This window comes from Ruegeria sp. BE9, from assembly GCF_056538765.1.
The window spans coordinates 839,215-852,757 of sequence record NZ_JBQFTS010000001.1; the positions used below are offsets into that span (position 1 = coordinate 839,215).

The following is a 13,543-nucleotide window of genomic DNA, read 5'->3' on the forward strand; positions in this document are numbered from 1 at the left end:
TTTCGAATGCTTCCTAGCTCAGTTGCAAGCGCGAGGCAGTGCCTGCCAAAACATTCTTTTCAGCCTCTTCGAGGACTCCGTCCGCCATTGCTACTCGCATAGCGAAACAAAACGCAGTTTCCCGCAACGCCGGCGACAGTACCTGAGAGCTTTCGGTTATCACCTTGTCAGGGCCACTTTTCTGTAGGTCTTTAAGAACCGTCTTAATCAACTCTGCAGTGGCCTTGCCGCCCAACGGCAGGAAAATCGGACTGAAGGCTAACATATTGTTTAGCTGAATAATCTCGGCTTCATCAATTCGACCATCTGCAGCCATTGTCAGCACTGCTGGGGCCAAAACTGCACGGGCAACCGAAGTTTCAGGGGACTTGCCCCCACGCAAACGCGAAAAAAGAGCCATCAAATTCTCCAAAACACTTTACTTAAACGGTGAGCAAGTGGCCTGCTCTCAACATTTGGCTGCACAGTACATTTGGTCGCGCAATGACTGTTTTCGCTATACATTCCAGTGTTGTTTTTTTATCTGTTTAACAAGATTCAAGATATGAGGTCCCCAACCAATGACCACTTTTGACGAACGCGAAAACGCCTTTGAAGCAAAGTTTGCGCACGACGAAGAAATGCAGTTCAAGGCTCAAGCCCGCTGCAACAAACTCTTGGGCCTTTGGGCCGCGGAAAAGCTGGGCAAGTCCGGCTCTGAGGCAGAAGAATATGCCAAGACCGTTGTGATCGCCGACATGGAAGAAGTCGGCCACGAAGACGTCGTGCGTAAGGTTGCCGGTGATTTGGGTTCTAAATCGTCCGAAGACGAAATTCGCGCCAAGATGGCCGAGCTTCTGCCCGAAGCCAAAGCGCAAGTGTTAAGCGAAACCGACTAAGGGTTTAGCTGCCCTCCTCATGATCTTCATGAGATTTATGAATTTGAATTGACGCCCCGGTCATGAGACACGGGGCGTCTCTTATCGTTACAGGCCCAATAGGCCTATTGCTGGAATATCCAAATGACAAATGCACTGAGCAAACTGTTGGAAACCAACGAAACCATCCTTGCTGATGGGGCCACTGGCACCAATTTGTTCAATATGGGGCTTCAATCCGGTGACGCGCCTGAGCTTTGGAATGTGGACGCGCCCGACAAAATTCGAGCGTTGTACAAAGGTTCAGTTGATGCAGGCAGCGATTTGTTCCTTACAAATACCTTTGGAGGAACCTCGGCGCGTCTAAAGCTGCACGACGCTCAGGGTCGTGTTGCCGAGTTAAACCGTATTGGCGCCGAACTTGGACGCGAAGTTGCAGATCAGGCCGGACGTCCAGTTGTTGTTGCTGGTTCCGTGGGGCCAACGGGCGAAATCATGGAGCCTGTGGGCAGCCTGTCCCATGCAGAAGCCGTCGAAATGTTTCATGAACAGGCGGACGCGCTCAAGGCAGGTGGAGCGGATGTTCTTTGGCTGGAAACCATCAGTGCCCCCGAAGAGTTTCGTGCGGCCGCAGAAGCATTTGCTCTGGCTGATATGCCTTGGTGCGGAACAATGAGCTTTGATACTGCGGGGCGAACCATGATGGGTGTCACCTCAGCAGACTTGGCTCAGATGGTTGAGACCTTACCGAACCCGCCGGTCGCGTTCGGAGCGAATTGCGGGACCGGCGCGTCCGATATTCTGCGCACAGTTCTGGGTTTCGCCGCGCAAGGCACCGAACGACCAGTGATTTCAAAAGGCAACGCGGGTATTCCAAAATACGTGGATGGCCACATTCACTACGATGGAACTCCTGAGTTGATGGGAGATTATGCGGCGATGGCGCGTGATGCTGGTGCCAGCATTGTTGGTGGCTGCTGCGGAACCATGCCAGCTCACTTGCGTAAAATGCGCGAGGCACTGGATACCCGCCCGCGGAGTTCGCGCCCTACTTTAGATCAAATCACCGATGCTTTGGGGCCGTTTTCCTCGGCATCAGACGGCACCGGTGATGACGCGTTACCAGAGCGGCGCACTCGTCGGCGCCGCCGTGCTTAAGACGCTCAGCGCCCCTCGAATTTCGGGGGGCGTTTTTGCATGAAGGCGACAACACCTTCGGAAAAATCGCGGGTGCGTCCACAATCCCCCTGCAAATGCGCCTCTTTGGCTAACTGCTGGGGCAATGTATTTTCGTAAGTTCCACGAATTGCCTGTTTGATTGCTCCGAACCCCGCTGTCGGGCCCTTGGCAAGGTAATCGGCGCGCTTGCGCCAGTGAGATTCAAATTGATCGTCAGGAATGGCTTCCCAGATCAAGCCCCATTCATCAGCCTGTCGCGCGCTAATTTTGTCCGCAAACAAGGCTGCGCCCATCGCTTTTGCGAAGCCCATCTGGCGCGGCATGAACCAAGTGCCTCCTGCATCAGGCAACAGGCCAATTCGAGCGAAGGCCTGTAAGAAATAGGCGCTCTCGGTCGCAATCACTACATCGGCGCAAAGCGCAAGATTGGCCCCTGCCCCGGCAGCGGGTCCGTTGACTGCAGCGATCGTTGGAACTGGACAGTCGTGGATCGTTTCCAACATTGGCTCGTATTCGTCACGCAAGGTGCGCTCCAAATCGATCTTCCCCGTGCTCGAAGCGTCCCCAAGATCTTGTCCAGAACAGAATGACTGGCCCGCACCCGTGAGAACGATGGCGCGTGCATGACGGGCCGCGTGCTTCATAGCATGCGTGACTTCGGCGCGCATTTGCACCGTCATCGCATTCATCTTTTCGGGCCGGTTCAGCGTGACAACCGCCAAGTCGTCCGTGATGTCTAAAAGGACCGTTTCGTATTCCATGAACTCCTCCCGGGGTCTTAGCTTGTTGGAACCCTGAACCATAAGGGGAGGAAGGGAAAGATGAACCCTGGGTCAGTCTTCAAGAATTTGACGAAGGCGCTCTTTTTCGGCCTCGCTGAGTGTATCTTTTTCACCAACGGCCTGAACTTGCGATCGTTTACGTAAAAAGCTCCAGCCCATTGCTGCGGCTATCAACAGCATGATCGGTCCGGCTAGCCAGAGCATCAGGTTGGAACCCGTCACGGTGGGCTTCAGAAGGACGTACTCGCCGTAGCGATCCACGATAAAATCAATCGCTTCTTCATCTGTATCTCCAGCCACCAGGCGTTCACGCAACAAAAGACGAAGGTCGCGGGCCAGTTCGGCATTGCTCTCATCAATACTTTCGTTCCTACACACCAAGCAGCGCAACCCAGTGCTGAGGTCGCGTGCACGTTGCTCTAGCACCGGGTCATCCAAAATTTCGTCCGGCTGTACGGCGAAAAGCGGGGAGGCAATCAAAGCGAAGATCAGAACCAGATGTTTCATTCTGCAGGCACTCCACCAGTTGGAGTTTTGCGCGCTCCGGCCGCAACACGGAACCTGCGATCAGACAAGCTCAGGAAACCGCCCAGAGCCATCAGGATACAACCGCCCCAGATCCAGTTTGCGAGAGGTTTAATATAAGTTCGCATAACCCATCCGCCGTCGGCCTGCTGATCGCCAATTACGACGTACAGGTCACGAAGGAATCGGTAGTCAATCGCCGCCTCCGTCGTGGGCATACGCGCCACTGGGTAGTTACGTTTCTCTGGGTGGAGGGTACCTATCGTCCGCCCGTTCTTTTCAACAAGAACGTCAGCTGTTGTGGAGTAGTAGTTTGGCCCGTCAACTTGGCGAACATCCTCCAGGGTAAGAGTGAACTGGCCCACTTCGAAAGGCTGTCCGGGTTGAGCGACACGAATATCTTCCACTTCCCAGGCTGTCAGCCCGGCAATGGCAAACATGGTGACGCCCAGACCAGTATGAGCCACGGCCTTTCCCCAATCCGCACCAGGAAGACGGAACAAACGTTTAAGGCTTCCTTTTCGTCCTGTCCGGCTCCACAGATCTATGGCTGCACCAAAAGTGACCCAAGCGCCCAAGAATAGTCCGACCGGGCCCAAGGCGCTGCGACCTGTTTGCATCACCCAGACCAGCAAGGCGAGAGCAACTGCCAATATGAATGCATAACGGAGGGAGTAAGCAGCCTTGCCCAGCTTTCCTCGTTTCCAAGGTAGCATCGCGCCTACTGGTAGGGCGATCCCTAAAGCTACCATAAAGGGCGTGAAGGCTGCATTGAAGAACGGTGCGCCAACCGAGAGTTTTCGATCAAACGCCATCTCAGCGACCATCGGCCAGAGTGTCCCGACGAAAACCACAAAGCAGCTAACGGCCAACAGGATATTGTTCAGCACCAGCGCACTTTCGCGGCTGACCATGCCGAACACGCCTTTCGCCTCCATCACCTGCGCCCGAGCGGCAAACAGTGTGAGAGCGCCGCCGATAAAAATGACCAGAATGAATAGAATAAACACGCCCCGTTCTGGGTCATTTGCAAACGCGTGCACGGATGTCAGTAGCCCTGAGCGAACGATGAAAGTCCCGATCAAAGAGAACCCGAACGCGATAATCGCCAGCAGGATTGTCCAACTTTTCAAAGCTTCGCGTTTTTCAACCACGATGGCCGAGTGCAAAAGAGCTGCGGCCAAAAGCCAAGGCATAAAGGAGGCGTTTTCAACCGGATCCCAAAACCAGAAGCCGCCCCAACCCAACTCGTAGTAAGCCCACCAGGACCCCAAAGCGATACCGATGGTCAGAAACACCCAAGCAGCCAGCGTCCAGGGGCGAACCCACCGCCCCCAAGCTGCGTCAACGCGCCCTTCGATTAAGGCTGCGACTGCAAAGCTGAAAGCCATGCTTAGGCCGACATACCCCAAGTAAAGGAAAGGCGGATGGAAGGCCAAACCCGGGTCCTGTAGCAAGGGGTTTAAATCGCGGCCGTCAAATGGTGCGACGATCAACCGATCAAACGGGTTCGAAGTGAACAGAATGAACGCGAAGAAGGCCACTGCAATGGCAGCCTGCACCGCAAGTACACGTGCTTTCAGAGTCGGAGGAAGCCCCCCGCCGAACACAGCCGCCATTGCGCCGAACAGCGACACGATCAGGACCCACAGGAGCATAGAGCCCTCGTGGTTCCCCCATGTGCCGCTGATTTTATAGAGCATCGGTTTGGCTGAGTGGCTGTTCTCAACCACGATCCTCAGCGAAAAGTCCGACGTTACAAATGCCCACAACAACGCCCAAAAGGAAAACCCGACCAAAGCGAATTGGATAATGGCCGCAGGTTCAGCAAACGACATCCAACCGGTCCAGCGTTTGGCGGCGCCGATCAAGGGAACAACTGATTGCACAATGGCAACCAGAAAGGCGAGTATCAGGGCAAAGTGGCCAAGTTCGGTAATCATAGCGCCGGGTATAATCCGGTTGTCAGCTAAGCACCAATCACATTCGCCCCTCTGGGGCGAGCATAGTGTCGCGGTTTACTTCGTTCGATTGCGCCTCCAGTCATCCAAGGCCGGATTGTGCTCTGGTGTGCGGGCATCCTCAGCAAGTCCGACGTCTGTTCCCGGATCCGCAGATTGGACGGTATTGCTGCGGATTTCGTTTAAGAGATTGAGGTTCTCTAAAACCTTAGGCACACGCTGCATCGAGGCAGATATTTCACGCTGAAGATCTTGCACTTTGGCTTGGTGACGAGCACCAAAATAGAAGGAAACGATTACGCCCAACAACCACCAAAGGGGCTCCGGAACCAAAGCTATTCCCTGCATACGCTCTGCAAACCACAAGGGGTCTATCATGGCAGCTGCAAACAGTCCCAAAGTACCAAGTGCCATTGCAGGGCGCGGCAACCTATTCAAGCCGTCTATAAAACGATCAAATGCACCCTTGTTGGCAATCTGAAATTCAGACCCGAATTGGGCAATTGCCTGCTGCCTTTGCACGAGGTCCCGCTGACCACTGTTCTCAGCATTTTCCCTAAATATTTCCGCGGTTTCACGGACGACATTCCGCCCTCCGCCAAAAAGGAATCCAAAAAACTCAGAGATCAAACCCATCCTGCAACTCTCCTTTGAAACTCTGTTTCGCTTAGATGATAGATCGGAGATACAAACTCCTCTGCCCGTCGAATCCACCCACCTTTTCCGCCCGCCCGAGTTCGCGCGAATTTCCGCGAAGAAGGCCTTCGATCAGCTAGACGAAAGTAATAATTGCGCCGGGCGATTCCGTAGGCGTCTTTGAGTGCTATTGGCTCTGGTTTTAACGCGCTTCGGCACGCCGTAGCAGTTTTGGGGCCAACGATCCCATCGATGGCGACCTCATACCCCATGTCACACAGCAAGTGCTGAAGGATCTTTATCGCCTGCACCCCGGCGTTGACGTACATATCAAAGACAGTTTCATGCAGGATCTGAGGCAAGGTGTATAACCGAGGTAACTCAAAATAGTTTTGGACAAAGATGTCGACTGCCTGCGCTTTACTGAGAATTTTGACATCCGCGCTGGTGATCACGCCATCATCAGAAAGGTCCAATCCTAGACGACGCATCGTGTGAATGGTCACGCCGTACTTGGTCGCACCGCCGGGATCGTCCGGATCGTTGACGTAGCCGCCCTCGCGTTCCACGATATTAGCCGCAATTTCTCGTACCGTTTGCATGACACCCTCCGCATTTGGTGGGACACACGTTGGTGGAAATCGGTTAATTCCTGACAAGGAAAAAGGGCGCCGTTTTCGCAACGCCCTTTGGTTTCATCGGAAGGTTGGCGATAAATTAGCTTTCGCCTGCTTCTTTGTAGACACCCTGTTCTTTCAGCGCATCCACAACTTCTTTTGGCATGTAGGTCTCGTCGTGTTTCGCAAGAATTTCAGTGGCTTCGAAAACGCCGTTCACGTAAGATCCAGTACCCACCATGCCCTGATTTTCGGCGAAAAGATCAGGCAGCACGCCAGTGAATGCCACTGGCACGCTCTCGCCCCCATCAGTCACGACAAAATGTACCGTCTCACCCTGCCCGCGTATGATCGAGCCTTCCTCGACCAAGCCACCAATACGGAATACCTCGGTTGGCAATGGCGGCTCTGCGATCACCTGGCTGGGAGAGCGGAAGAAGTTGATGCCATCGCGCATCGCATACCCAATCAACCCCGTAGCCACGATCAAGGCCACAACAGCCAGCAGAATGACTTGAACTCTACGACGTTTCTTGAGCGTTTTCATACCGTCCTCACGGAAATAGAGGAGCCATCATAAGGCCCCGGGTTTCATCCTCACCTAACATCAGGTTGGCGTTCTGCAAGGCTTGGCCACTGCTACCTTTTGTCAAGTTATCCAGCGCCCCGACCACGATCGCCCGACGCTCGATCCGATCGCCAACCACGCCGATATGGCAGAAATTCGAACCCCTCACATGGTGGGTTGAGGGCGTTTCTCCGAATGGCAGCATCCGAATAAACGGCTCGCTTTCATAGGCTTTTGCAAGCGCATCATAAACGCTGGCCGGATCACCCTTCACGTAGGTAGTAGCAAGGATACCTCTGTTAGCGGGTATCAAATGCGGCGTGAACTGCACATGGACGGTTCGACCGGCGAGTTCTGAAAACTCCTGATCAAACTCACCGAGATGGCGATGGGTTCCGCCTACAGCGTAGGCGTTGTACCCTTCGCTGAGCTCTGCGTGGAGCAGATTCTCCTTCAACGACCTGCCAGCCCCAGAAACGGCACATTTGAGATCCAAAACAATGTCATCCAAGTCGATGACACCAGCAGTAATTAGTGGCCGAAGCACATATTGACCTGTAGCCGCATTGCAGCCCGTACCGGCCACCAGACGTGCGTTACGGATTTCATCGCGATAGAACTCAGTCAGACCATAAACAGCTTCTGCTTGCTGCTCTAACGCGACGTGCGGGTTACCGTACCATTTTTCGTATTCTTCTGCATCGCGCAGACGAAAATCTGCGGACAAGTCTATGATTTTAAGGTCTTTTGGTAACTCGCGAATAACCTCTTGGCTTGTTTTATGCGGCAAGGCACAAAAACAGAGGTCGATCTGTGAGAAATCAATCTCGGTAATCTTGCACAGGTCAGGAAGATCCATGTGGCGCAGATGCGGGAAAACCTGCGCCATCGACATTCCGGCTTTCCGCTCGGCAGCCAGTGCGGCGATTTCCATGTTCGGGTGCTCGGCGATCAGCCGCACCAACTCTGCGCCAGTATAGCCTGAAGCACCTAGAATTGCGATTTTATGGGTCATGTCAGACCTCTTGTTCCATAGTGTCACATATCACGACCGCCAAAGTGACGGTCTTCGAATAAAGGAGGATGCGGTAAGCCGTCCTTGACCTAAGTCAGGCAGCCTCGAACGTGATTTGTCGTCGGAGGAATTGTGTCGCCCGGTCACTCACGAAATTCGGTTTGCCTGTTGTCAGGAAGCCGCCTTTACCCTCGCCTTGCATATTCGGATGACGCTGCAAGTAGTCCGCAAGGCTTTCAGCCACCAGCGTGCCCTGACTAAACACCTGAACTTCAGTGCCTAGGGCAGCCTGAAAAGTCTCTGCCATTAAGGGATAATGGGTGCAGCCCAAAATTGCGGCCTGTGGTTCCGGCATCTTTCGCTTCAACGCGTCAACATGGCTTCGCACGAGCGCTTCGGCCAAAATGAGATCGCCGTCTTCAATTGCATCAACCACACCGCCGCAGGCCTGTGCTTCTACGTCTACGCCAATAGCTCGGAAAGCCAACTCGCGCTGAAACGCCCGGCTCGAGACTGTCGCCGGAGTAGCAAATAAAGCAACGTGTTTTACGGATACTTCGCGTGGAGGACTGTTATCGCCCCATTGGCGCTCAGTCAGGGCTTCGATCAAAGGTACAAAAACGCCCAAAACACGCTTGCCTTCGGGAACACCCTCTTCCTGCATCCGACGCAGTGCTGCAGCGCTGGCGGTATTACAGGCCAGAATCACCAGATCACAGCCGCGGCTCCACAGGTCATAAACGGCCCGACGTGTCAGATCGTAAATATTTTCCGCATCACGCACGCCATACGGAGCGTGCGCACTGTCTGCAAAATACAGGAAATCCACGTCCGGCAGACGTTTCTGCGCGGCGTCCAGGACGGTCAAACCGCCCAATCCAGAATCAAATATGCCTACTGCCATTTGCCCCTTTAGGCGCGATGCCGTTCCTCGAATTCATAACCGTAGTCATACGACTTTAACGGCTTCGGGGACAGCTCATACGTGGCTTTGCGCAAGAAATCCATCATCTTGCGTGTATCCTTTGCCAATGGGTCCAAAACATCGCGCCCTATTGGCTCTCCGATCACTACTTTGACCGGAGTGTCGACGCGTTTCTTAAACTCTTTGATCAGCAAACCCATGCGCAAGGTACTGTGCAAATGACTGGCGATCTGAAACAAACGAGAGGTGTGACCGTCAAAAAAGACTGGAACAACTGTTGCGTCAGACTTCGCGACCATTCTGGCCGTAAACCCTCTCCATCCCGGGTCCATCGGATGTGAAAAAGGTTTTGCGCCCGTGCTAACGGTACCACCTGGGAAAATGCCAATAGCTCCGCCATCTCCCAAATAGTTCAATGCGGTTTTCCGCGTCTCAAGGTTCTGCTTGATAGCGTCTTTTGTTTCATCAAACGAAATCGGCAGGATGATCCGATTAAGGTCTTCGGCCTTTCTGAAGACGCGATGGGCGAGAATTCGGAAGTCTCCTCGGGTTTCCGCTAGGATGTGCCCCATCATCATCCCGTCAAGAATACCGTACGGGTGATTAGCAATGAGGATCAGGGGACCGGTCTTTGGTATGTTGGTAAGCGCGCCGCCGACCACATCCAGCGAAAGCCCATACCGTTCAACCATCACGGACCAAAAGTCTCGCCCGTTGGCGACGTCATTCTCATAACCGTCCGCGCGTTTGATGAGGCGTATGCGGCCAGTGGTATTCTCCATAAGCCTTATCATCATGCGCCCGCCTTTAGTTTCGGCGGAGTAAGAATAGGAAATGTCACGAGCTACATGGCGACGCGAGGGCATTCGAATCTCCGAGGTTTACTGCCTTCAAGATAGGTTTGGTGACAGTTTTGCCTAGATGTCGTGACATTCCTATGACGGCTTTACTCGGCAGCTGCCCTCAGCTCAGGCCCCCCGTTTCGAATGGTCGCCAATAGCTCTTCTCGCCGTTTCGCGGCCTTGGCCTCGTTGGCCAGCAGTACAGGGCCAAATCCGCGAATATCCAACGGTAATCTGGCCAAAGCAACAACCGCATCGTGCGTTTGCGCCGTAACAAGGGGCGCTACCTCTTTGATATCACGCTCATATTGCTTGATCAGTGCACGCTCCATGCGACGCTCGGCGCTATAGCTGAATATATCGAATGGAGTACCGCGGAGGACCTTGAACTTGCTCATGACCTTCAGGGGCCCAAGCATCCACTCGCCGAATTCGCGTTTTTTAGGTCGTCCGTTTGGTCCGGTGCCTCCTAAGATCGGAGGTGCTAAATGAAACTTCATTTTGAAGTCACCATCGAACTCTGCCGCGGCCTTATCACGACTTTCCAGCATCAATCGGGCTACTTCGTACTCATCCTTATACGACAGCAACTTGTGATAGCCTTTCGCCACAGCCTCTCGGATGTGTTCATCTTCAAATGAATCGACCAATTTCCGGTAACTTTTGGCGAGTCGCCCGTTTTGATAAGCCGTAAGATGTTGAGCGCGGAAATCGATCATTTGATCCAGTGTTTTCGGCAATTCGGCTACGTTGGGTGCAAGAATCTCTGAGATTTCCTGCGGATGCAAAACTGCCCAACGGCCAATGTCGAAAGCCCGCTTGTTGCGTTCGACGGCGGTTCCATTCAGCTCAATTGCCTTAAGAAGAGCTTCGTGGCTTACCGGTAGCAATCCACGTTGCCATGCAGCACCAAAGATCATCATGTTCGAGTAAATTGAGTCGCCCATTACGGCCCGCGCCAGTTCAGTGGCGTCGAAAAGTGACAGCCCCTCTTTCAATCGCGCTTGAAGAGCAAGCTCCAACCGGTCACCGGGAATGCGGAATTCGGTGTCGCGCGTAAAATCACCGGTGACTGTCTCATGACTGTTAACGACGGCGCCAGTTAGACCTGTTCGCGTCAGGCCCAGCGTTTTAGCGCCTGCAGATACGACCAAATCACCGCCGATTAATGCATGCGCTTCGCCGGTTGCAACGCGAATAGCACTAATATCCTCAGGACGGTTGGCCAGTCGACAATTGATATGCACTGCACCGCCTTTTTGGGCTAGGCCCGCCATCTCCATCATGCCGGCGCCTTTGCCGTCAATTTGCGCTGCCTGCGCAAGAACAGCGCCCAAAGTTACGACCCCGGTTCCTCCAACACCGGTGATTACGACGTTATGAGTTCCTTTGATCTCAGGGAGAATTGGCTGCGGCAAATCCGGCAACTCAATCTCGGTTGTCGCTTCCTTGCGGATTTTAGCGCCCTCCAAAGTGACGAACGACGGGCAAAAACCGTTTAGGCAAGAGAAGTCCTTGTTGCAGCTCGATTGATCGATGGCTCTCTTGCGCCCAAGCTCGGTTTCCTTGGGAACAATTGAAACACAGTTCGACTGGACCCCGCAGTCTCCGCATCCCTCGCAAATGTCGGTGTTGATGAATACCCGCTTGTCCGGATCCGGGAATGCGCCCCGTTTGCGACGACGCCGTTTTTCGGCGGCACAGGTTTGAACGTAAACGATGGCCGAAACGCCTTCTATTTCACGGAAACGCTCCTGAACCCGCATAAGCTCGGCACGTTCGAAGGTTTCGACGCTCGACGGCAATGCTTTGAAGTTCACGTCTTCTTTTTCATCGTAAACCAAGGCCACATGCCGGACACCCATTGCCTTGATCTCGGCCACGATCCGTTCGGCTGTGAGGTCACCTTCATTGTCTTGGCCGCCGGTCATAGCGACAGCGTCGTTAAACAAGATTTTGAAGGTGATATTTGTATCAGCCGACAGCGCAGCGCGGATCGCCTGAACGCCCGAATGGTTGTACGTGCCGTCACCCAGGTTTTGGAATACGTGTTTCGTCGTTGAGAATGGCTCCTCACCAATCCAATTCGCGCCTTCGCCCCCCATCTGTGTGAATCCGGTGGTTTCCCGGTCCATCCACTGCACCATATAGTGACACCCAATACCGGCGTAAGCGCGGCTACCTTCGGGCACCTTGGTCGAGCTGTTATGCGGGCAACCTGAACAGAAATATGGAAGTCGCGTTGCAATCTCTTCGGCGTTATCAGCGCGCCGCGCCTCTGAAAGGCTTTCCAGACCGGCACGAACACCATCGGTATCGCGCCCCTCTTCTATCAGAATGCCGCCCAGTTTCTCGGCGATCATGATCGGGTCGAGAGCACCACGGGTTGGGAACAGCTCCTCGCGGTGCAATGTGCCGGCTCCGCCCTTGTACCAGCCGTAAACACGACGCCCACGGCGATCGTCAAATATGGCTTCCTTGACCTGTACCTCAATCAGCTTGCGCTTTTCCTCAACAATAACAATCAGGTCCAGACCCTCGGCCCAGTCGTGAAACCCAGCCATGTCCAACGGAAAAGTCTGTCCGACCTTGTAAGTTGTGATGCCCAGACGCTCTGCCTCGGCCTGATCGATGTTCAAGAGTGACATGGCATGCGTTAAGTCGAGCCAGTTCTTACCTGCAGCGACAAACCCAATCTTTGCTCCGGGTTTGCCCCAAACACGCCGGTCCATCTTGTTTGCATGTGAGAACGTTTCGGCAGCGAAGCGCTTGAAATCAATGATACGCCCTTCTTGCAAGTGCGGCGTGTCGCCTAGGCGGATATTCAAGCCACCCTCGGGCATATCGAAATCAGGAACAACGAGGTTCATTCGCTCGGGGCTTCCATCCACGACGGACGTTACCTCGATCGTGTCTTTCATTGTTTTCAGACCGACCCAAACACCCGCAAACCTGCTAAGCGCGAAACCATAGACACCGTAGTCTAAAATCTCTTGAACACCTGCGGGGCTTACGATCGGCATATACATGTCGACAAGCGACCATTCGGACTGATGCAATACAGTTGAACTTTCACCCGTATGGTCATCGCCCATTGCCATCAGCACGCCACCGTGCTGCGCGGTGCCTGCCATGTTTGCGTGGCGCATTACATCGCCGGATCGGTCAACGCCCGGCCCCTTCCCGTACCATAGGCCAAAGACCCCGTCGAACTTACCGTCTCCGCGCAGTCCAGCCTGCTGGCTCCCCCAAAGGGCTGTCGCAGCCAGATCTTCGTTCAGTCCGTACTGAAAGGTGATGTCACTTTCGACCAATTGCTTTTGGGCACGCGTCATTTGCTGATCAACAGCCCCCAAAGGAGACCCACGGTATCCCGTCACAAGCCCGGCTGTGTTTAAGCCAGCTTGCTTATCACGGGCTTTCTGCATCAGCATCAAGCGAACAAGAGCTTGGGTTCCGTTCAGCAGAACAGGGTTTTTGTTCAGGTCAAAGCGGTCGTTTAACGATATTTGTGGCTGACTCATCAGACGCCTCCCCTCGTCAGATCAGTGTGCTACATTTTCACCCATATTAGGTCATAATTTCTGACCTGTATAGGGTTTATCCTCTGAATCCTAAGGATTTCACGGTTTGATT

The 13,543-nt window shown here is 53.8% G+C and carries 13 protein-coding genes; 2 read left to right on the forward strand and 11 right to left on the reverse strand.

The features are described from left to right. Positions 1 to 13: 13 nt before the first annotated feature. Positions 14 to 400 (reverse strand): tellurite resistance TerB family protein, encoded by a 387-nt coding sequence (locus ACR0EO_RS04095; protein WP_480687266.1) that lies wholly within the window; start codon positions 398 to 400, stop codon positions 14 to 16. A gap of 160 nt (positions 401 to 560) precedes the next feature. On the opposite strand from ACR0EO_RS04095, the gene ACR0EO_RS04100 reads away from it, so the two are divergent. Beyond that, positions 561 to 878 (forward strand): DUF1476 domain-containing protein, encoded by a 318-nt coding sequence (locus ACR0EO_RS04100; RefSeq protein WP_480687268.1) that lies wholly within the window; start codon positions 561 to 563, stop codon positions 876 to 878. 123 nt (positions 879 to 1,001) lie between these two features. After that, a complete protein-coding gene (bmt, locus tag ACR0EO_RS04105) occupies positions 1,002 to 2,015 on the forward strand; it encodes a betaine--homocysteine S-methyltransferase (RefSeq protein WP_480687270.1) in 1,014 nt (337 codons plus the stop codon). A 5-nt stretch (positions 2,016 to 2,020) separates the two neighbouring features. Here the strand turns inward: bmt and ACR0EO_RS04110 are convergent, their stop codons facing one another. The 10 genes from ACR0EO_RS04110 to ACR0EO_RS04155 form a co-directional block, all read right to left on the reverse strand. Then, on the reverse strand, positions 2,021 to 2,797 hold the full coding sequence (locus ACR0EO_RS04110) for an enoyl-CoA hydratase-related protein (RefSeq protein WP_480687272.1): 777 nt from the start codon (positions 2,795 to 2,797) through the stop codon (positions 2,021 to 2,023). Positions 2,798 to 2,869: 72 nt separating this feature from the next. Beyond that, positions 2,870 to 3,325 carry a cytochrome c-type biogenesis protein gene (locus ACR0EO_RS04115; RefSeq protein ID WP_480687274.1) on the reverse strand — a complete coding sequence of 152 codons (456 nt, stop codon included), beginning with the start codon at positions 3,323 to 3,325 and terminating at the stop codon, positions 2,870 to 2,872. Then, positions 3,322 to 5,286: a heme lyase CcmF/NrfE family subunit gene (locus ACR0EO_RS04120; RefSeq protein ID WP_480687276.1), complete on the reverse strand. Its 1,965-nt coding sequence runs from the start codon at positions 5,284 to 5,286 to the stop codon at positions 3,322 to 3,324. Before ACR0EO_RS04120 ends, ACR0EO_RS04115 begins: the two co-directional genes overlap by 4 nt. A gap of 75 nt (positions 5,287 to 5,361) precedes the next feature. Continuing rightward, positions 5,362 to 5,940, reverse strand: a complete 579-nt coding sequence (locus ACR0EO_RS04125; protein ID WP_480687278.1) for a holin family protein — start codon at positions 5,938 to 5,940, stop codon at positions 5,362 to 5,364. Then, on the reverse strand, positions 5,931 to 6,542 hold the full coding sequence (locus ACR0EO_RS04130; RefSeq protein ID WP_480687280.1) for a holin-associated N-acetylmuramidase: 612 nt from the start codon (positions 6,540 to 6,542) through the stop codon (positions 5,931 to 5,933). Before ACR0EO_RS04130 ends, ACR0EO_RS04125 begins: the two co-directional genes overlap by 10 nt. 115 nt (positions 6,543 to 6,657) lie before the next feature. Next, positions 6,658 to 7,104 (reverse strand): cytochrome c maturation protein CcmE, encoded by a 447-nt coding sequence (gene ccmE, locus ACR0EO_RS04135; protein WP_480687282.1) that lies wholly within the window; start codon positions 7,102 to 7,104, stop codon positions 6,658 to 6,660. 7 nt (positions 7,105 to 7,111) lie between these two features. Beyond that, positions 7,112 to 8,140, reverse strand: coding sequence for an N-acetyl-gamma-glutamyl-phosphate reductase (argC, locus tag ACR0EO_RS04140; protein ID WP_480687284.1), 1,029 nt, complete (start codon positions 8,138 to 8,140; stop codon positions 7,112 to 7,114). Between the two features lie 94 nt (positions 8,141 to 8,234). Further along, positions 8,235 to 9,044, reverse strand: coding sequence for a glutamate racemase (locus ACR0EO_RS04145; RefSeq protein WP_480687286.1), 810 nt, complete (start codon positions 9,042 to 9,044; stop codon positions 8,235 to 8,237). An 8-nt stretch (positions 9,045 to 9,052) separates the two neighbouring features. Further along, a complete protein-coding gene (locus tag ACR0EO_RS04150) occupies positions 9,053 to 9,931 on the reverse strand; it encodes a lysophospholipid acyltransferase family protein (RefSeq protein ID WP_480687288.1) in 879 nt (292 codons plus the stop codon). Positions 9,932 to 10,011: 80 nt separating this feature from the next. Further along, positions 10,012 to 13,431, reverse strand: coding sequence for an indolepyruvate ferredoxin oxidoreductase family protein (locus tag ACR0EO_RS04155; RefSeq protein ID WP_480687290.1), 3,420 nt, complete (start codon positions 13,429 to 13,431; stop codon positions 10,012 to 10,014). Positions 13,432 to 13,543: the final 112 nt, after the last annotated feature.